Genomic DNA, 18415 nt, shown 5'->3' on the forward strand with positions numbered 1-18415 from the left:
AGCACCTTGGTCGATAGCGACCGCAGCTTCAGGTGGGCTGATTAACGATGTGACGTTGCTTAACCCGATTTGGGTTAACGATGTGCTCACCCCGCGTACGACGCAAGAGATTCGCCAGGCGCTTGCCGAAGGGGCTGGGCCCGTCAGTATGGGCGGCGGCCGCTACAGCATGGGCGGGCAGATTGCCACCGAGGGCAGCCTGCACCTCGATATGCGAACGTTCAATCGGGTGGTCCAGTTCTCACCTGAGAACCAGGTGATACGTGTGCAAGCAGGCATGCGCTGGCGCGATTTACAGTCGGTCATCGACCCACATGACCTTTCGGTAAAAATAATGCAGAGCTACGCCAACTTCACCGTCGGCGGGTCGTTATCTGTCAATGCGCATGGGCGATATGTCGGCGCCGGCCCGCTGATCAATTCGGTACGTTGCCTGCAACTGGTGCTGGCGGACGGCTCGGTAATCGAAGCTTCCCGCAGCACCCGCGCCGACGTGTTCTACGCTGCTATCGGTGGCTATGGCGCGCTGGGAGTGATCACCGAAGTCGAATTGGACCTGGTACCCAACGTCGCCCTGGAGCGTCAGGTGCGCCGAATGCCCGTTACCGATTACCCGACGTTTTTCAATGACCACGTGCGTGGAAACCTCCAGGCTGTTTTGCACAACGCCGATTTGGCGCCGCCTTTCTTTGACCGGGCCACGTGCGTCACCTGGTGCGCCACGGACAAAGCGCCGACAGTCGCACACCGGCTGGTCGCGCCGGGGCAATCATATGCCTTCGATGAAGCCGTGATCTGGAGTGTGGCAAAGCTTCCCGGCGGCCGACTGATCCGCAAGGATGTGGTCGATCCGCTGCGCTATCTCAGCCATCCGGTGGTACGGCGCAATTACGAGGCCAGTGCGGACGTCGCCTCACTGGGGCCTATCGCAACACGCACCAGCACCTATGCGTTGCAGGAGTATTTTGTTCCCGTCGGCCAACTCAACGCGTTCATACCATTGATGGCTGGCATCCTGCGGGCGCACGCTGTTAATGCCGTCAACATCTCCATCCGGCACGCGCCGAGTGACACTCAATCGTGCCTGTCTTGGGCGCGTGAAGAAGTGTTTTCGTTCGTACTCTATTACTGGCAACGCGTTGGCGTGGCAGACCGCGACGCAGTCGGCGTGTGGACACGTGAGCTTATCGACGCCGCGCTGTCGCTTGGAGGAACCTACTACCTGCCGTACCAGTTGCATGCGACGCCGGAGCAATTCTCACGCGCCTACCCGAACGCGCGGCGCCTGTTCGCACTCAAGGCGCAATTGGACCCAGGCAAACGATTCCGCAATAAGCTCTGGGACACCTATTCCTAGGCTCCGGCCACGTGCTTCGCTACGTCCATAAACACCCGTGCAGCCGCCGACTGATACGCCCCTTTGCGCTGCATCAACACCGCAGTGCGTTCCAACCGCTGCGGCCCCAACTCAATAGCCACCAACTCTGGATGTGCCCGCGCAATGGCGGCCGGGAGCAAGGTCGACAGCGTGGTCCTGCGCACCACCTCAATCAATGCACTGATCACATTGGCCTCCATCACCACGCGCGGGCGGATGCCATGTTGGTTGCAATAGCGGTCGATTTGCTCGCGGGTGGCGAACTCCTTGCTCAGCAAAATCAGTGATTCGCCGTTCAGCGCCTCCAACCCAATTGCCCGCTCCCCCGCCAGCGGGTGCTGTTTACCGACTACCAGCGCAAGTGTCTCGACCAGCAGGGGAGAGGTCTCGATGTCTTGCGCATGCACCTCATCAAACGCAATGCCTACGTCCAGCTCGTCTGCCAGCAGTTGGTGCTCCATCTGCTCTTGGGCGACCTCGCGCACGTTCAGCGTGATGTTCGGGTAGCGCTGGTGAAAGGCTTCCACCAGAGGCCCCACAAGGTAAGTGGTGAAGGTCGGCGTCACGGCAATCCGCAGCGTTCCCCGGCTCAAATCGCCCACGTCATGGATCGCACGCTTACCTTCCTGCAGTTCCTGCGCGGCCCGCAGCGCATAACGGAGGTAAACCTCCCCGGCATCGGTCAGGCGTGTCTTGCGTCCTGAGCGATCAAATAGCGTTGTGCCGAGGCTCTCTTCCAACTGCCGCACTTGCTGCGACAGCGCTGGCTGGGAGACATGCAGGGCCGTCGCCGCCTTGGTGAAACCCTGATGCTGCGCGACCGCAAGGAAGTATTGGATATGACGTGCGAGCATGCTTGCTCCTATAAGTTTATCTAATGTGCTTTATCATATATGAGACTTTTACCTTATTGCACGGGCTCCGTAACCTTTGCTTCATCGCATCGCGAACTACTGGAGTCACCCATGCAAGACATCATCGACGGTTTCCTGAAATTTCAACGCAACGCCTTCCCAGAGCGTGCCGGTCTGTTCAAAGACCTGGCCAACCAACAGAGCCCACGGGCACTGTTCATCTCTTGCTCCGACAGCCGGCTGGTGCCAGAGCTGGTCACCCAGCGTGAGCCGGGCGACCTGTTCGTCATCCGTAACGCCGGCAACATCGTGCCGTCCTACGGCCCTGAGCCGGGCGGCGTGTCGGCCTCGGTGGAGTACGCCGTCGCCGCCTTGCAAGTCAGCGACATCGTGATCTGCGGGCATTCCGACTGCGGCGCCATGACCGCCATCGCCACCTGCAAATGCCTGGACCACATGCCCGCCGTGGCCGGCTGGTTGCGCTACGCCGATTCCGGCCGGGTGGTTAACGAGGCCCGCAAGCACGTTGACCAGCCCGCCAAAGTTGCCTCGATGGTGCGTGAAAACGTCATCGCGCAGTTGGCCAATATCCAAACGCACCCCTCAGTGCGCCTTGCACTCGAAGAAAAGCGCGTAACGCTGCATGGCTGGGTCTACGACATCGAGAGTGGCTGCATCCAGGCCTTCGATGGCCGCACCGGCAAGTTCGTGCCGCTGGCCGACAACCCAACCGTACGCGCCGTTTCCCACTAACACCCCATTTTTACCCACGGAGATACCCCCATGATCCAGTCACAAATCAGCCAAAACACTCGCCTTGCCCTGGCCGACGTCATCCTCCTGGCCAAGGCCCGCAAAGACCTGTCGTTCGCCCAGATCGCCGAAGGCACCGGCCTGCATGAAGCGTTCGTCACCGCTGCCTTGCTTGGCCAGCACCCACTGCCGGCCGACGCCGCCCAAGCCGTTGCTGACACCCTGGGTCTTGACGCCGATGCCGTGCTCCTGCTGCAAAGCATCCCGGTGCGCGGCAGCATCGGCAACGGTATCCCGACCGACCCGACCATTTACCGTTTCTACGAAATGATTCAGGTCTACGGCACCACGCTCAAGGCCCTGGTGCACGAGAAATTTGGCGACGGCATCATCAGTGCCATCAACTTCAAACTGGACATCAAGAAGGTCGATGACCCAGACGGCGGCTCCCGCGCAGTGATCACCCTGGATGGCAAGTACCTGCCGACCAAACCGTTCTGATCACGCTACCCATGGGCCCGGCGCTGCACAGCCGCCGGGTTCCACTTTCCTGCAGATCTGCAAGAGGTCAGATGAATATGAAAGCCTTACTTGTACTTCTATTCGGCGCTTTTTGCGCTGTGGCGATGGCCGACGAGCCATTACCCGTTGAGCAATACAGCTATGCCCAGCACCTTGACATCGCCCGCGTCATGTCCATCAGCGAGGTTGCGCACGTCTGCGCCGTGGTGCCCGTGCGCATGACCTACGAAGACTCCAAGGGCCAGCGACACATTCTCGAATACCACGTAATGGGTAACGGCTGCTCCAACGGTTGAACCACCCATGGTTTGTTTTTTTACCGCTGCGCCCGGTGCGCCTGAGGACAGCAGCATTGAGGGCCATCGTCATGGATTTAATCTTTCGTAACGTACGCGTCGACGACGCACAACCGCTGATGGACGTCGCGGTGCGCGACGGCAAAATCATCGAAGTTGCGCCGAACATTTCAGCCCAAGCCACGCAGGAAGTTCAAGGCCACGGCAACGTGCTGATCCCGGGGTTTGTCGAAGGGCACCTGCACCTGGAAAAGGCCAATGTCATGCACCGCAAGGCCAATCGCTCCGGCACCTTAAAGGAGGCGATAGCGGTCACCGCCGAACTCAAACCCACATTGACCCGCGACGACATCCTCGAGCGTTCCACCCAAGTATTGCGTGCTCTCGTGCAGGCCGGCACTACCCACGTACGCGCCCACGCCGAGTTCGACCCGGTGCAAGGCTTCACCGGCTTTGATGTGGTGCTGGAACTGCGCGATAGGCTGCGCGACGTCATCGACATCCAAGTGGTCGCCTTCCCACAGGAAGGGATCCTGAAACTACCGGGCATGCAGGCAATGATGGTCGAGGCCATGGAAAAAGGCGCCGATGTAGTGGGCGGCATTCCTTACAACGATGACTCAGCGCATGAACACATCGACTACGTATTCAAGCTGGCTAAGCGCTACGGCAAGGACATCGACTTCCATCAGGACTTCGCCGACAACGCCGAGCACATGAGCATTGAATACCTCGCGCGCAAGACCCTTCTAGAAGGCTATCAAGGGCGTGTGTGTGTCGGCCACTTGACCAGTCTGGGCGCCGTACCGGCGCACAAACAGCGCGAGATCATTGCCTTGATCCGCGAGGCGGGCATCAGCGTCATGTGCCTGCCCGCCACCGACTTGCACCTCGGTGCGCGCGGTGACGGCCATAACGTACGCCGTACCCTGACGCCGGTGCGAGCACTGCGTGATGGCGGCGTGAATGTATGCCTGGCCACCAACAACATCCGCAACGCGTTTACCCCGTTTGGCACCGGCGATTTGCTCAACATTGCGCAACTGGCAATTCCTGCCTGCCACCTGGGCGGGGCGGATGACCAGGCCACGGTGTTGCCGATGCTCACCACGAGCCCGGCGAAAGCGCTGGGGCTGAAGGATTATGGATTGGCGCCGGGCAAGGCTGCTGACTTGGTGTTGCTGGATACGCGTTCGGTGGGTGATGTGATTCTCGACTTGCCGGCGCGGTTGATGGTGCTTAAGCGCGGGAAGGTTGTGGCGACGTCGGTTTGTCAGCGTTCCATCATTTTTTGATGCTGTCGCGGTAGTACCCTGAGCGGTGTTGATGATTTAGAGCGACTACTTTAGTGAGGACTCCCTTGAAGCTAGTAAAAACTACGCGCTTCGATGACGTCGACTACGAAATAGGCTATGCGTACCGCGGTTTTCACTACGTCATACACAACGAAAATGATGAGTTTCTCGTAAGAACGTATGACGACGAGCCCGGTGCGGCGAATGTAATGTCGCCGACAACAATGTCTAAAAACCAAAACCTTAGAAACCTCGTTGAGTGCTTAAAGTCCCAGCTAGCTATCTCAAAAATCTATCTCTGCAGGGGTGAGTTGGGAAATTATGCAGAGATAGATCTCGACAGCTTGGCGTTCTGCACCGTCTGAGCCGAGTGGCGGGAGATGCAGCCCTTCTGAAGTCACCCTTTTTTCTAATGGTGAGCTGTCCGCCCCAGAAACCCAGTAATCAGCTCCACCACCTGCTGCTGAATCACCGCCCGTGGCCGAGCCCCTTCACCATCCCGGCAAATCATGCCATCGCCGGGCGAGCTCTCTTCAATCAACGCCATACCTCCCGGCTTGCAGATCGACATAAAGCTGAAGTGCGTGGCGTCGCCTATCTCCACGTACTGCGTCGAAGCTTTTGGCAGGCGCTTGACCATGTCGGCGGACTCCAATTGCGGTGACATATCCTCCGTTGGCACACCTCCCGCAATCACCAGCGCGGGCACCGGCAGTGTGCTCAGGCTGGCGCTGGTGAAGCCGCGTGACAGGCCCAGGTCCAAAGACACAATGGCGGTGACGCGCTTGTCGCTCAAATCCGCGGCCAACTGCGCCTTACCCGCTGGCGCAGCGGCAGGGTTCATCTCGTTGTAGCCGATACAGCCGCCCAATTTAGGGTGTTCGGCGCAGTCGCGGCTGAACAGGTCAGGGTCGAAACGTGCACCGGCGATTTCCATCACGGTCCAGCCGCCGAGTGAATGGCCCACCGCAGCAATCTGGTGGTTCGCGACCGCGCCAAACTGCTTTGGCTGAGCGAGTACCGCGTCGATAGCGCGGCTCAGGTCGGCCGGGCGTTGCCACAACTGTGCGGCAGCTTGCGGGCTGCGGTCTTTGGTGGTGGTACCAGGGTGATTGACCGCCGCCACGATGTAACCCTTGTGCGCCAATGCACTGGCCAGCCACACTTGCTTACCCCAATTGCCGCCGTAGCCGTGGGACAGCACCACCAGCGGATGCTCGCCGGCAGCCGGCGCAGCATCGCGCACACCGAGGGCACCGATGAACACCGCGTTGTCAGCGATCAGCTCAGGTTTGGCCGTGGCAGCGGCGGGGTACCAGACCACCAGTTCCAGAGGGCGGTGGTTCTGGGCATCGGGCAGCGTGGCGGTTTTGAACCCGACCGGGCTTTCGGCGGCGAAGGCGGGCGTGGAAAGGCAGAGCAGGAACAGGGCGCGGGAAGCGGTTTTCATTGTTGTTATCTTCCTTGAATTTGGTGGCGCATCATTACCTGAAATCCTATCGCGCTGCATCCCCTGCTGGGACGCATGCAGCGTGTCCGGGCGGAGTTGAAAGCACTTCTACGGCGCCTCGAACCCCTCGTAATCCAGGGAGATGCCATCGTCTTTCGGATAACTCACATACACCACCACCGCATCGCTGCTGACGACCAATGCGTAGGGCCACTTACCGTTGGCCTTGCGCATGTGTTCATACAGCGGCAGGAAAAAATCCTTGGTCTGACCGCGTGGGTCGTAGGGGGCTTGCACCTGGAAAATCGGATAGTGGCCGCCGTTACACAGTTGGATGCGTTCTAGCTGGAAGTTGTTTTTCTCCAGCAGTGTCCGAGTGGGGTGCTGCCAGGTGGCGAGGTCGACATCGTGGCAGTCGTGGGCGGTGGCGGTGTAGAGAGTGGTGTCTTTCAGGGCGGGGAGGGCGTGCGCCAGGCCGGGGAGAAGTAAGAGCAAGAGCGTGAGACGTCGCGGCATGGCGGGGTTCCGAGAAAGAGGGTGTGTGATTGCCTTGGTCGGCACAACAGCGGTAACTTCGATCTTCAGTTAGCGAGGATATCTCATTGAACGACTCTGACCACCGCAAAGAACTGTGTGCCCGTTTCAACGCGGGAGAAGATCTGAGTTTCACGTTTTTCTGGGGGCACCAGCGCAGCAAACATGTCGTCACCGCGTCGTGCTTCAGCCAATGGTTCGAGGCCGGGTTCATTGTCGAGGGGCAACATTACCCAACAGCCGAACACTTCATGATGGCCGAGAAAGCCGCTTTGTTTGACGATCAGGACATTCGTGCGCAAGTGCTCCACGCGCCTACGCCTAATGCCGCCAAAGCACTGGGCCGTAACGTGCGCGGATTCGATGATAAGGTTTGGCTGCAACACCGATACGACATCGTCGTTCGGGCGAACCAGGCCAAGTTCGCTCAGAATCCGCAAGGTCAATGCGCCGCCTCTTGAAAGGTCATTCAAATCGCGCTCGTCGCTTGGCCGGTATCAGATCTGCCTGTCCACCACCCGTGCATTCCAGACGTCCCGATAGCGCTCGCGCCAGCCCGGGCTGCCTTGATCCAGCCACGCTAATGTCGCCTCAATCGTATCCGCGCTGATGACAAAGTGATTGATATGTTCCGCGATCCGTTCCTGCGACAGGTGCAGCGCGTCCAGGTAGGCAGTGAAGCTGTTCGCCAACACCACGTATTCATCGCCTTGTTGGCGGCGACCCGTCCATGCGGGCAAACCCGCGACCATCGCACCTACGTCCTGGCGACCGTCGCGCAGGTCAAGCAGCAAGACGCTCGCACCGCCATCGCGGCCGATCGGCAACAACCCCGTAGCCGGGAAGTCAGGTTGCTGGCGCAGTTGCTCCAGTTCAAAAGGGTTGGATTCATACGCGTCGCCGGGCTGCAGCCCATACAGCGAAAAACTCAGCAGTTCCTCTTCGCCATTGCTCATAGTGGCGAGCACGTCGTAATCCACATTGCCGCCGTTGCAGACCTTGAGAAACTGCCGGTAATCGTCCGGCAGGCGGGCACCGAGTTGGGCCTCCAGTTGCGAGAGGGTGTGGTCGGATGCGCCCTCGCGGGTGTCGTCAAAGGTCAATCCACGGTAGTCAGTCATTGAGGGCTCGCAACACCTTAGTAAAAAACATCGGGGAAGGGTTTGAAGTAAACACCGTCAGCACACGGCCCCCTTCCAGCAGGGGGCTGTTGAAGGGCGGGGCGGGCGATTGATACCCGAATTCAAGACCATTGCCAACTTCCGAAACGATAACAGCAAGGCCATCCGCGGCGTCTGTCGCCAGTTCGTTGTGCTGTGTCGGCCGTTGGGAGTGTTTGGAGAAAACAGGGTTTAATGCTTTGGATGTGTGTAGTAAATCTTGCTAACCACCGTCCACTTGCCATCGACTTTTAGCCGGTTGAAGAAATCTGTAAAGCAAAAGTCCGATACGTCAGTGGTGTCGATGCGCACGCTGGCAGCGGTGCCTACGATGTCGATGTTGACGATTACACCTTGAGCTTCGGGAGACGGGCGGAACGCGGTATCACGCACGATCAAAAGTATGGAAGCACAACTCAATGTGCGGCTATTCAATCGAACAACACGCAGTGTCAGCCTGACGGAGGCCGGCGCGTCATTGAGCGCAGCATTAGCACCTGCGCTCGCTTTGATCAGAGACTCCTTGTCACAAGTCTTGCTCGCGAAATGAGGTCCGTCCTTGATGCGGCAATACAAGGCCAAGGCATTGGCTTCGTTTTCGAGGACTTCGCGAAGCAAGCGTTAGAAAACGGTACGCTTAGTCAGATATTGAAGCCGCACAGCGGCATGGACGATGCGTTTCATCTTTACTACCCCCATCGTAAACACATGCCAGGCAAGTTGCGTGCATTTGTTGATTTCATGCGCAGTGCAGAAGGCTGTTAGCTGAGTAATTGCTCGCAAAAAGTCCTGCGGATCATCCCTCGGGCTTGGGAGCCCTCAGCGTCGTTTCTACCGTGCGGGTTGGACAAAATAAACACCTCTTCAGGCCCACAGCGCCTTCATTAAACCGCGGGTGCCGAGAATGTTCATGACCCGCTTCAGGGTGTAGGCGAGTACGTTCAAGCTCATCTACGCACTTACTCCGTTCAGCTTTCGTGTCAGGAAAGGCGTGTCCCGAAGGGATGCTCCACCTTGCGCTTGCGGACTCGCCTCATGTCCGGCGCGTTGCTCAGTCTGGCTTTATGCAACTCGTTTCAAACGTTGCAGTTATTCTATTAATTCAGGGGGTGTTTCGTGTTGAGCATGTAAGTGTTGTGCTGAGGCTGGTTGATAAAAAAGTGGGTGAGCAGCGCTGCCCGTGCGGACTTATCGCACTGAATCCGGCTATCCAATAACTGTACCAAACCGATTATTTTGTAACGAGAGTTTGGTCTGGTCGATGCTCTTGCCCCCGATATCAGGGACAACGCAGGTTAGGAATTGACAATGGCCACCCAAGCCTCGTGCGTGGCTGTTATCTTGCTCTTCGGGTAAAGATAATGACTTTTTAAAGCATTTATCGCGTGCTTAAACGCTAATGCTGATGTCTCAGGACACTACAACCCCTTAACAATAATCAAACGGTGATCAATGCACACTAAATATTTTAAATAGGGCTTTGGCATGCCCGGGGCAACATTAATAACTCAGCTCAACACTAAGTCATCAATCACGCCCCCGCCAACAATGTAAACATTTGATTCTTCAGAAGCGCCTTCTCCACTCAGGGGTTCTTTATCAGTGATTAACAAGGACGTATATGTCAAAACTAAAAGAAAATAAAGTACTTACTACCAGTCAGACCAGCACGGCTTACGAGCAGGTCGATAGTTTTCACCATGCGTATGACCGTGGCGGGCCTGTTCTGGTGAACGGTAAGCCTTCGTTCACCGCCGACCAGGCTGCGGACGAATTACTGCGTAAAGGCGCAAGCTGGCACGATCAGAACGGGGATGGAAAAGTCAGCCTCAGCTACACATTTCTGACCTCCAAGCCCGCTGACTTCAACCCGAACCTGGGTAATTTCAGTGAGTTCAATGCCGTGCAAAAGGCCCAGACCGTGCTCGCTTTGCAGTCTTGGTCTGATGTTGCCAATGTGACCTTCGCTGACACCCCTGGCGGGGCCGATGGTCACCTGACGTTTGGCAACTACAGCAACTATACCGGCGGTGCAGCCTTCGCGTACTTGCCAACCGGTGGTTCACGTGACGGTCAGTCCTGGTATTGGGTCAATGATCAGTATCAGGTCAACACCACGCCGGACAACGGTAACTACGGCCGGCAAACGCTCACCCACGAAATTGGCCACTCCCTGGGGTTGTCTCACCCCGGCAACTACAACGCTGGAAACGGCAACCCGACGTACAACGATGTCACTTATGCTGAGGACACGCGTGGCTATAGCCTCATGAGTTATTGGAGCGAAAGTAATACCCAGCAGAATTTCAGTGGTACTTATTCGTCAGCGCCGTTAATGGATGACATCGTGGCGATCCAGAAGCTCTACGGGGCGAACCTGGATACCCGCAGTGGCAACACCGTTTACGGGTTCAACTCGAACACCGAGCGCGACTATTACACGGCGACCGCATCCAGCGACAAACTGGTGTTTTCGGTGTGGGATGGCGGTGGTAACGACACCCTGGACTTCTCCGGTTTCAGCCAGAACCAGAAAATCAACCTCAATGCAGGTTCGTTCTCCGATGTGGGCGGCCTGGTGGGTAACGTATCTATTGCTCATGGTGTAACACTGGAAAACGCGATCGGAGGCGCTGGCAACGATCTCTTGATGGGTAATTCGGCGGCCAACATTCTTGAAGGCGGTGCCGGCAACGACATCATCTATGGGGGTGGCGGTGGGGATTCCTTGTGGGGCGGTGCCGGGGCAGACACTTTTGTGTTCGGCCACGCTAGCGACTCGACGATGACAGCGCCTGCCTGGATCATGGACTTCACCACAGGGCAAGACAAAATAGACCTGTCAGGCATTGCCGCGTTCTCGTCGGCCAGCGCAACGCTGAACTTCGTGAGCAGCTTCACAGGTCATGCTGGCGACGCCATCCTGACCTACTTCCAAGAGAGTAATCAGAGCAGTCTGATGATCGACCTCACTGGCAGTGGCCTGGTGAGCTTTGCAGTCGGTACGATCGGGCAGGCCGCGACGACTGATATCATCGCTTAAGCCATCGCTGTTTTGCAGTCTCAGAAATTAGACCTCCATCTGACGGGTTATAGATGTTCTATCCGCCAGCACTTGGAGGTCACCCATGAACTGCTGACGTCATCGTCGAGGCTCTCGGGGAGCAAGGTGCTTTGCCCGCGATATTCGCCTTGAGTGAAGCGTTTCATCAGGCAATACCTGCGTTAAAATCTCCAGCAATCATACATGTGATGACATTTATGCAAGCGCCGAGACTGACTAAGACACATGCCTCTCACAGGGCTCAAAAGCTAGTGGCGCTTGGCTGGACTGTTAAACATGAATTCAAGGCTGACAACGAAACATACGAGTGGTACTTGGAATGGGAGCACGTTGAAGAGCCTCCATTACTTTCCTCACAAGATAACTGGGATAAACCCAGCCTTGAACGCTCCTGTGACTGATTAAGGTTGGCAGATTTAACGTTGCAGATCTAAGTACGATGGATGCGTTTTTACACAGTCTCGGTCGCAAGCAGCCACCCACGAAGGGCTGCTCCGGCCCATTGCTGCCATTGACAACTGATTAAGCCAGCAAAGTAAGCCGGTCAAATGAGGCGACACAACCTGAGGCCATTGAGTAGGTTGCATCCCGCAGACTCAACGGAATTCGAAGAGTTCGAAGTGCAGATTGGCTTTCGGGATCCGGTTGATATCCATCAGTTCATGCACCTTGGCCAGTAAACCTTTGGGGCCGCAAAAACTGACGTGAACCTTGTGTGGTTGGGTGTGAATCACCGCTTGGCGCAAGGTTTCGGCCAACGGTTCGATGCCGCCGACATTACGAACGAATTGTGCCCCACGCATCGTGGTCATGGCTTGCAACTCCTCGGGCGCAGGGAAGGCGCGCGACGGCGTGAAGCAATAGACCAGCGTCGCTTTTTCGAAGTCTTTTGCGTCTGGGTCTTGTAACCAAGAAATGAAGGGCGAAATGCCCACACCTGCACCAATCCAGATTTCCCGCTCGGCCTGAGGGGCGCGTTTAAAGCGTCCGTAAGGGGCGTAGAGGGTCGCGAACATTCCGACTTTTGCGCACTCGCAGAGCTTTTTAGTGTAATCCCCCAGCCCTCTGATCATGAACGAAACCTGCCCATTCGAATCGTTGGCGCTTGCTATCGTGAAAGGGTGTGGCTCCCGCAGGCCCTTTTGCTGCATCGCCAGAAACGCGAACTGCCCCGCTTTGAAGTCAAACCCTTTATGGATCGGCTCCAGTGTCAAATGCAGTGCGTCATTGACGCTATTCACGGCGGTCACCCGGTACTCGCCGGCCCGGGCAACAAATGGATAGAGCACCAGCTTGTAGAGGGCAGCGAGCACACCCAACCCGCAGAACAGCGTCAACCAGATACCCGAAGGGCTGAGCAGGGTGATCGGCGATTTGAAACTGAGCCAATGCAAGATCACGATCAGGAACAATGGGCCGGAAAGCTTGTGCCACCATCGCCATAGGCGGTAAGGAATGTTGCGGTTCAGCGCCAGCAGCACGATCAGACCCAGTGCCACATAGCTCAACTGGCGTACCAGTCGCGTCCAGTATTTGGGGAGTTCCAGGATAGGCACGCTGTTCCAAACGTCCAGATTCGCCTTGAACACAAAATGATACGAGGCAAACACCAGAGCCCATATGCCTAGCCACTTGTGTGCCGCATAGACGCGATCCAGGCCGCCAAACAGACTCTCAACTACACCCCAGCGACTCGCCAGCAGGCAGGCAGTTGCCATGTAAACCAGTGCGCTAGTCCCGAGAATCAAGCTAAGGGTTGCTGACGTCAGCCAAGTATCGACAGGTATGTCTATCAGCAGCAGTGCTGCTGTAATCAGCAAGATGGCGAGTATGCAGTGCGAGGCTTTCAACGCGAACGCTCCAATCATTAGTCCGATGTTACAAGACTGAAATCTCACCTTCCTTGGATTCTTCAGCGGCTTCAGACCCTAGCAGAAGGCTGAAACAGGGCCATGACCTCAGTCATGATTAGGGCGAAAAACCAAATGAGTCCGCTCGTACACACCACCACTCTGCAGACTGGGCATCCCGACGTGTTTACTGATCACTTAGACCAACACGTCCTCTTTACTTTTTTATTGGGCAATGGGTTCATCGCCCTATGGGCCAAGTGCGCCAGGCTGGGAAAACGAATCGGTTGACGCGTTTCTCGATGCGGCGGCTTCTTGGGCAGCGGCCAGCACGTGACCTGCCCAGGCGGACGCCGTGGCATCGACCGTATGGCAGCGCTGTGCAGCCAATTTGTTGGCCGAGGAGTTTTTGAGTGAGGCGAACACGAACTTCAACCCGACGTTCAACCTTGCTATTGCCCAACACAGCCCCATAACTACCCCTGTACCCATTCAGCACAAGGACAAACCATGACCAACCCAACCGAAACCGCCATCCTCGCTGGCGGCTGCTTCTGGGGCATGCAAGACCTGTTGCGACGCTACCCCGGCGTGCTGAGCACGCGCGTCGGCTACACCGGTGGCGATGTGCCGAATGCCACCTACCGCAACCATGGCAACCATGCCGAAGCGATTGAGATTGTCTTTGATCCTGCGGTGATCACTTACCGGCAGATTCTTGAGTTCTTTTTTCAGATACACGACCCCAGCACGCCTAACCGGCAGGGCAATGACCTGGGGCCAGGCTACCGTTCAGCGATTTATTACCTGAGTGAACAACAACGGGACATTGCCGAAGACACCGCTGCCGACGTGGATGCCTCCAAGTTATGGCCGGGCCGGGTGGTCACTGAAATAGAACCGGCCGGGCCGTTTTGGGAGGCGGAGCCGGAGCATCAGGATTACCTGGAGCGCATCCCCAATGGCTATACCTGCCACTTCATCCGGCCGAATTGGAAATTGCCCAAGCGCGCCTGAGCGTGAGCAGCACCCAAGAAAAATGGGCCAGACCACGATCCGGGAAACCGTATAAACGTGGTCTGGCCTCGGCCTCCCACACTGGCCATACCAGGATGGGGACGTAGAGCGAAGAATATGCCCATCACACTCAAGTTAGTCCTCGCTCAACCAAGCGACGTAGATGATCTAGTCGCCATTCGAATTGAGGCCATGCGCGAAAGTTTGGAGCGTGTCGGGCGATTTGACCCAGTGCGGGCACGCGAGCGGTTTGTAAGCGGCTTTGAAGCCCACAACACCCGTTTCATTGAAGTGGCTGGAAACAAGGTTGGCTTTGTGGTGCTCAAGCATCACCCCAATGAACTCGTGCTCGACCATTTATACGTGCGACCGAGCGCGCAAGGATCAGGAATAGGCGCTGCGGTGCTCACCCAGATTTTCAACGAGGCAGATGCGGCGGCACTGCCTGTTAAAGTCGGCGCCCTCAAAGAAAGCGCCTCGAACCGGTTTTACACCCGCCATGGCTTCCAGTTCGTCGAAACCAGTGAATTCGACAATTATTATGTCCGTCAGAACCTTACGCCAGGCAACGCAGCTTGCCGGCAGGGTGAAATGCATTGAATCCAACGCCTTCCTTGTAGAGAATCGCCGTCTTTGGCTCGAAAGGATGCGCGCGATGAAGTTCGAAGGGACTTTCCAATACATAGGCAATCACGGGATCGTTTTCAACGTATCGCAGATCACCCTCACCGACAACGAACGCGGACGCCTGCGCGAGCTGCATTTTGGCGAAGCCAAAGCCGCCCACTACGAGGTCAACAGCAAGGTCGTCGAGGTGTACGACAAAATGTTGGCCAAGGGCCTGCCGTGCATGATGATGGTCGGCATCTCCAAGCCGCTGACCCGGCAACAGGGCGATACCCTCAATGCGCAACGCACCAAGGTCGCTAACCTTGCCGCCGCGGCCTTCGCTTCCGCCACTTCTTATGTTGCTACCCCTTACGTGGGTGCGCCTGTCGGGGTCGGCGTGCGCATGTATGCCAATCAAATCCTGCCCACCTACCACGCAGGCGACGTACTGGTCAGCATCGAGGCGCAGGTCAACGGCGGTATCGGCCCGCAACGCACCGCCTCGACACTGATCATCAAGACCTGACCGGAGACACCCATGTCCGAAATTACCCAGCTGGTCATTGCCCTGGTGCTGTTCTTTTTGTTGGATCGCTTTCTTAAGTCCTACCCGCTGCGCAAGTGGCTGGGCGTGTTGCTGGTGGTGGGCGGTGTGCTCGGCTGCGTTGCTGCGAGCCAGGTGCGCTTGGTTGGGTTTGATCTGGGGTTGTTGTCGATCTTTGCCGTGGCGCTCGGGGTGGGGTTGTTCCTGAAGCGGCGGCGGTTTGAGCAAATGGGCTGAAGGCGGGTGGCACATGGATAGACTTGATCGTCTGAACGAGCTGCTGCGCGAGCGTGACTGTGTCATCGCCATCGACATCCAGTTCGAAGACTTCAAATACGACCTGGCGTTGACGCTGTCCGTCGATACAACAGACTGGGATACGGTGACGATACATTTTCACGATGTCAGCGCGCTCAACCTCAGTGAATTTGGCGGCGGGATTACCCAATTTATGCGCCTCAACGTGATGCGCATAAATGATGGGCTTGACCGAATTCGGTATGAGCTGCGAGATGTCAGGCACGAGAAGATAACGTTTAGATTCTTCACCTTTGGTGGGCCGATGTTTGAGGCGGGCGCATACCCAGTGTGATAACAGCGGGCGCCACTGGAGAGCTTGATTGACGAAACAGGCGTACCTATCGGGGTAGGTGCTGAGGAAACAGCGCTTCATACGGAGGCGACGAAATACCCAGAACGTTGACCTCGATAACATCCTCGAAGTCCTTCTCCGAGTAATCCAGGATGGAGACGCCTGAACAATCAATCACCAGGCCTTCCTCGGTTTGAACAGACAGTAACAAAGCGGACTGATCGCGGTGATTGTTGCGACATTCACTGTGGATCAATCGATAGCCGTCGGTGGGCTCAAAGGCGCCGAAGGCAACACCCATCGAAGGGTCGCCCTGTTCAAGCGCTGAATAGCCGACCAAAATCGATCCGCTGTAAATTGAAAAGCGCGCCATGTGATTACTCCTTCATTAGCCCTGCGGCATTGTTTATGGCTGCTTCATACGCATGCTGTTCGAAGGCAAAGGGGCCAACGCCATCGATGATGACGGGCTCTTCATACCCGTTCTCGTAAGCAAACGCGTACCACGTAAAGCCGTCATCGTTTTGGCTGACCTGCACTGAGTAAGCGCCACAACTGATGTCGCCGCACTCGGGGCAAACGTACAGCAGGACACGGCCGCTTTCCGTTCCGGCGGGTTCTCGCAAAAGCAGACGAGCGCAAGACAGATCGTTTGCCACTGGGAAGCCTTTGACGAAACAGCTCATATAGTCTGAGTGATCACCGCCAGCGGTGACGAGCGTATTGAGCAACGAACATTGGTTAATCAGAAAATCAATTGAACACCGTTTGGCCACCGTGCAACCGTTCAACTCGCTTCCCTGGCGAAGCAATGGTTGAAGTGTGAGGGTGCTGATGTCCATTTTGGCGAGCCTGTATGCACTGCGAATGTGTGAAGTTACCTAAATGACCTAAGGATGGAAGACGTCAGGTAACGGCTATTAATCTGTAGTTCAAGCTTGATGTGGGCCCGCATGGTTTCATAGCTAAGCGCATCTAGTGTGAGTACAGACCATGACCATTTTGCTCTGACTCACCGTGCCTAAAAAATCTAATCGTATCGCCAAATCGTAATCGAGGCTGGCTTACGCTTACCGCTCGATGTCCGGACAAGGAATGCCTCGATGATTCGCCACGCATCACCCGCAGACGCCAAGGCCATTGCCCAAGTGCACATCAGCAGTTGGCAGCAAGCCTATCGCGACCTGATGCCCGCCGACTACTTGAACTCATTGGGTGCGACGTTGGCCAGGCGGGAGTCGTTTTGGATTAGCTCAATTGAATCCGGCGAATCCAATGTATGGGTCGCGCAAGTGAACCAGCAGGTGGTCGGCTGGATATCCGTCGGCGCCAGCCGTGATGAAGATGCTCATGCGGATAACACCGGTGAGGTCATGGCCCTCTACGTTGAAGCGGAGCATTGGCAAACCGGCGTTGGGCTGGCGTTGTGGAACGCAGGCTTACAGTTTTTGACTGAGCAAGGGTTTCAACAGTTAACGCTCTGGGTCTTGGCGCGCAATGAGCGCGCTATCCGCTTTTATCGCAGGGCGGGCTGCGCTGAAGAAGCGGGCAGTGAGCGCACGCTTGAACGCGGTGGTGTGACGTTGGTCGAGGTGAGGTATCGATTGCCGTGTATTCGGGTGGGTTAGGCAAGCTTAGAGGCAGGCCACGCTTTTAACGGTGGCCTGCGCCCTGTTGTTTAATCGGGCAGTGCCGTTGAAAGCTTGACCTCCCGCGCCATCAACCTGTCCAGCAACAAAACCCCCAGCTCACTCAACTGATGAATCGCCAGCGCCACATCGCGCTGTTTCCCGGTCAGGTCTTCCGGCGGGTCAAGCAGCAAGGCGGTCACCGAGGAAAAGGTTTCGTAGCTGTTGGTGATCAGGGTTTCGTTGCTGGCGTCGGCGGCAACGCTGAACAAACCTGGCGGTGGGGAAGGTGAGTCAGATTCTGAGTTGAGATAGCGATCAATGGTGCGATGCGCTGCCTGATCGAGTTTCAGGTCCGGCTCGTTTGGAGGGTTGGGCGTTATTTTGAACATGTGTGTTGTACCTGGTGAGGGCCAACACCTCTTCGCTACTAAACGAAGGGGTGGCAGCTGTGCACAGGTTAGTAGACCGGGGAAACACACAAAGCCGGCGCGCCCGAAGGCGCCCTGCGCACAGCCACCATCAAGCACAGACAAGAGCATCTGAGAGATGAGGCTTATGCACTTCATGTTGTCACTCGGGCTACTAAACCCGATCACTGAGTTTTCAGCGACCGAGCAACCTTAGAGACGATCACCCAAGCGCACAAGCCGGCGGATTCTGACGCAAGCGTAGGCAAGGGAGCAAGGCGCTGTCGCCTCGGACTTTCCTGTTTCAGGGTTGGTTGTAGGACATGTCCTTATTACCGCTTATCCCTGCATCAGTCCTGACACATTTTTGTACATTTAATTGACGCCATCATTTCGCCATCCTATTATCGCCGCCAATTAGTGGCTCAGTGCCATATAGAGGGATCTAGAGATGTGGCG

22 protein-coding genes and 3 pseudogenes are annotated in these 18415 nt (G+C 56.7%); 15 read left to right on the forward strand and 10 right to left on the reverse strand.

Features of this window, described 5'->3' with window-relative positions; genetic code table 11:
• Positions 1 to 49 precede the first annotated feature (49 nt).
• A complete protein-coding gene (locus FW764_RS05265; protein ID WP_446433052.1) occupies positions 50 to 1357 on the forward strand; it encodes an FAD-binding oxidoreductase in 1308 nt (435 codons plus the stop codon).
• Here the strand turns inward: FW764_RS05265 and cynR are convergent.
• Positions 1354 to 2232 (reverse strand): transcriptional regulator CynR, encoded by an 879-nt coding sequence (gene cynR, locus FW764_RS05270; protein ID WP_446433053.1) that lies wholly within the window; start codon positions 2230 to 2232, stop codon positions 1354 to 1356. The genes FW764_RS05265 and cynR overlap by 4 nt on opposite strands.
• Before the next feature lie 111 nt (positions 2233 to 2343).
• Here cynR and FW764_RS05275 point away from each other — a divergent pair, with 111 nt between their 5' ends.
• The 4 genes from FW764_RS05275 to FW764_RS05290 all read left to right on the forward strand — a co-directional run bounded on the left by FW764_RS05275 (position 2344) and on the right by FW764_RS05290 (position 5098).
• Positions 2344 to 2985: a carbonic anhydrase gene (locus FW764_RS05275; protein ID WP_446433054.1), complete on the forward strand. Its 642-nt coding sequence runs from the start codon at positions 2344 to 2346 to the stop codon at positions 2983 to 2985.
• Positions 2986 to 3015: 30 nt separating this feature from the next.
• Positions 3016 to 3486: a cyanase gene (gene cynS, locus FW764_RS05280; protein WP_446433055.1), complete on the forward strand. Its 471-nt coding sequence runs from the start codon at positions 3016 to 3018 to the stop codon at positions 3484 to 3486.
• 77 nt (positions 3487 to 3563) lie between these two features.
• Positions 3564 to 3803: a DUF2790 domain-containing protein gene (locus FW764_RS05285; protein WP_446433081.1), complete on the forward strand. Its 240-nt coding sequence runs from the start codon at positions 3564 to 3566 to the stop codon at positions 3801 to 3803.
• Between the two features lie 71 nt (positions 3804 to 3874).
• The gene (locus FW764_RS05290) at positions 3875 to 5098 is read left to right on the forward strand and encodes an amidohydrolase family protein (protein ID WP_446433056.1); all 1224 of its coding nucleotides are present in this window, start codon (positions 3875 to 3877) and stop codon (positions 5096 to 5098) included.
• Between the two features lie 409 nt (positions 5099 to 5507).
• On the opposite strand, the gene FW764_RS05295 is transcribed toward FW764_RS05290, so the two are convergent.
• Together FW764_RS05295 and FW764_RS05300 are read right to left on the reverse strand one after the other, a co-directional pair.
• The gene (locus tag FW764_RS05295; RefSeq protein WP_446433057.1) at positions 5508 to 6548 is read right to left on the reverse strand and encodes an alpha/beta hydrolase family protein; all 1041 of its coding nucleotides are present in this window, start codon (positions 6546 to 6548) and stop codon (positions 5508 to 5510) included.
• 108 nt (positions 6549 to 6656) lie between these two features.
• Positions 6657 to 7064, reverse strand: a complete 408-nt coding sequence (locus FW764_RS05300; RefSeq protein ID WP_446433058.1) for a hypothetical protein — start codon at positions 7062 to 7064, stop codon at positions 6657 to 6659.
• A gap of 86 nt (positions 7065 to 7150) precedes the next feature.
• Here FW764_RS05300 and FW764_RS05305 point away from each other — a divergent pair.
• Positions 7151 to 7522 (forward strand): annotated as a pseudogene (locus tag FW764_RS05305) (NADAR family protein); the annotation flags it as partial.
• A gap of 57 nt (positions 7523 to 7579) precedes the next feature.
• Here FW764_RS05305 and FW764_RS05310 read toward each other — a convergent pair.
• Positions 7580 to 8203, reverse strand: coding sequence for an SMI1/KNR4 family protein (locus FW764_RS05310; protein ID WP_446433059.1), 624 nt, complete (start codon positions 8201 to 8203; stop codon positions 7580 to 7582).
• Between the two features lie 103 nt (positions 8204 to 8306).
• Here FW764_RS05310 and FW764_RS05315 point away from each other — a divergent pair.
• Positions 8307 to 8426 (forward strand): annotated as a pseudogene (locus FW764_RS05315) (hypothetical protein); the annotation flags it as partial.
• Positions 8427 to 8434: 8 nt separating this feature from the next.
• Here FW764_RS05315 and FW764_RS05320 read toward each other — a convergent pair.
• Positions 8435 to 8860, reverse strand: a complete 426-nt coding sequence (locus tag FW764_RS05320) for a nuclear transport factor 2 family protein (protein WP_446433060.1) — start codon at positions 8858 to 8860, stop codon at positions 8435 to 8437.
• Here FW764_RS05320 and FW764_RS05325 point away from each other — a divergent pair.
• Positions 8789 to 9007: a LysR substrate-binding domain-containing protein gene (locus FW764_RS05325; RefSeq protein ID WP_446433061.1), complete on the forward strand. Its 219-nt coding sequence runs from the start codon at positions 8789 to 8791 to the stop codon at positions 9005 to 9007. The genes FW764_RS05320 and FW764_RS05325 overlap by 72 nt on opposite strands.
• 99 nt (positions 9008 to 9106) lie before the next feature.
• Here the strand turns inward: FW764_RS05325 and FW764_RS05330 are convergent.
• Positions 9107 to 9300: pseudogene (locus tag FW764_RS05330) on the reverse strand (IS5/IS1182 family transposase); the annotation flags it as partial.
• Between the two features lie 563 nt (positions 9301 to 9863).
• Between FW764_RS05330 and FW764_RS05335 the strand changes: the two are divergent.
• On the forward strand, positions 9864 to 11285 hold the full coding sequence (locus FW764_RS05335) for a serralysin family metalloprotease (protein WP_446433062.1): 1422 nt from the start codon (positions 9864 to 9866) through the stop codon (positions 11283 to 11285).
• Positions 11286 to 11902: 617 nt separating this feature from the next.
• Here FW764_RS05335 and FW764_RS05340 read toward each other — a convergent pair.
• Positions 11903 to 13156 carry a ferredoxin reductase family protein gene (locus FW764_RS05340; RefSeq protein WP_446433063.1) on the reverse strand — a complete coding sequence of 418 codons (1254 nt, stop codon included), beginning with the start codon at positions 13154 to 13156 and terminating at the stop codon, positions 11903 to 11905.
• A 510-nt stretch (positions 13157 to 13666) separates the two neighbouring features.
• Here FW764_RS05340 and msrA point away from each other — a divergent pair.
• The 5 genes from msrA (at position 13667) to FW764_RS05365 (ending at position 15918) form a co-directional block, all read left to right on the forward strand.
• Positions 13667 to 14173, forward strand: a complete 507-nt coding sequence (gene msrA / locus FW764_RS05345) for a peptide-methionine (S)-S-oxide reductase MsrA (RefSeq protein WP_446433064.1) — start codon at positions 13667 to 13669, stop codon at positions 14171 to 14173.
• 117 nt (positions 14174 to 14290) lie between these two features.
• Entirely contained in the window at positions 14291 to 14773 is a 483-nt protein-coding gene (locus FW764_RS05350) for a GNAT family N-acetyltransferase (RefSeq protein WP_446433065.1), read from the forward strand.
• A 55-nt stretch (positions 14774 to 14828) separates the two neighbouring features.
• Positions 14829 to 15308 (forward strand): hypothetical protein, encoded by a 480-nt coding sequence (locus FW764_RS05355; RefSeq protein ID WP_446433066.1) that lies wholly within the window; start codon positions 14829 to 14831, stop codon positions 15306 to 15308.
• Positions 15309 to 15320: 12 nt separating this feature from the next.
• On the forward strand, positions 15321 to 15563 hold the full coding sequence (locus FW764_RS05360) for a hypothetical protein (protein ID WP_446433067.1): 243 nt from the start codon (positions 15321 to 15323) through the stop codon (positions 15561 to 15563).
• 13 nt (positions 15564 to 15576) lie between these two features.
• On the forward strand, positions 15577 to 15918 hold the full coding sequence (locus FW764_RS05365; protein WP_446433068.1) for a hypothetical protein: 342 nt from the start codon (positions 15577 to 15579) through the stop codon (positions 15916 to 15918).
• A 46-nt stretch (positions 15919 to 15964) separates the two neighbouring features.
• Here the strand turns inward: FW764_RS05365 and FW764_RS05370 are convergent, their stop codons facing one another.
• Together FW764_RS05370 and FW764_RS05375 are read right to left on the reverse strand one after the other, a co-directional pair.
• Entirely contained in the window at positions 15965 to 16291 is a 327-nt protein-coding gene (locus FW764_RS05370) for a hypothetical protein (RefSeq protein WP_446433069.1), read from the reverse strand.
• Between the two features lie 4 nt (positions 16292 to 16295).
• Positions 16296 to 16760 carry a hypothetical protein gene (locus FW764_RS05375; protein WP_446433070.1) on the reverse strand — a complete coding sequence of 155 codons (465 nt, stop codon included), beginning with the start codon at positions 16758 to 16760 and terminating at the stop codon, positions 16296 to 16298.
• 261 nt (positions 16761 to 17021) lie between these two features.
• On the opposite strand from FW764_RS05375, the gene FW764_RS05380 reads away from it, so the two are divergent.
• Positions 17022 to 17546 carry an N-acetyltransferase family protein gene (locus FW764_RS05380; RefSeq protein WP_446433071.1) on the forward strand — a complete coding sequence of 175 codons (525 nt, stop codon included), beginning with the start codon at positions 17022 to 17024 and terminating at the stop codon, positions 17544 to 17546.
• 50 nt (positions 17547 to 17596) lie between these two features.
• On the opposite strand, the gene FW764_RS05385 is transcribed toward FW764_RS05380, so the two are convergent.
• The gene (locus FW764_RS05385; protein ID WP_446433072.1) at positions 17597 to 17938 is read right to left on the reverse strand and encodes a DUF6124 family protein; all 342 of its coding nucleotides are present in this window, start codon (positions 17936 to 17938) and stop codon (positions 17597 to 17599) included.
• Between the last annotated feature and the right edge of the window lie 477 nt (positions 17939 to 18415).

The organism is Pseudomonas sp. 1152_12 (genome assembly GCF_052850675.1).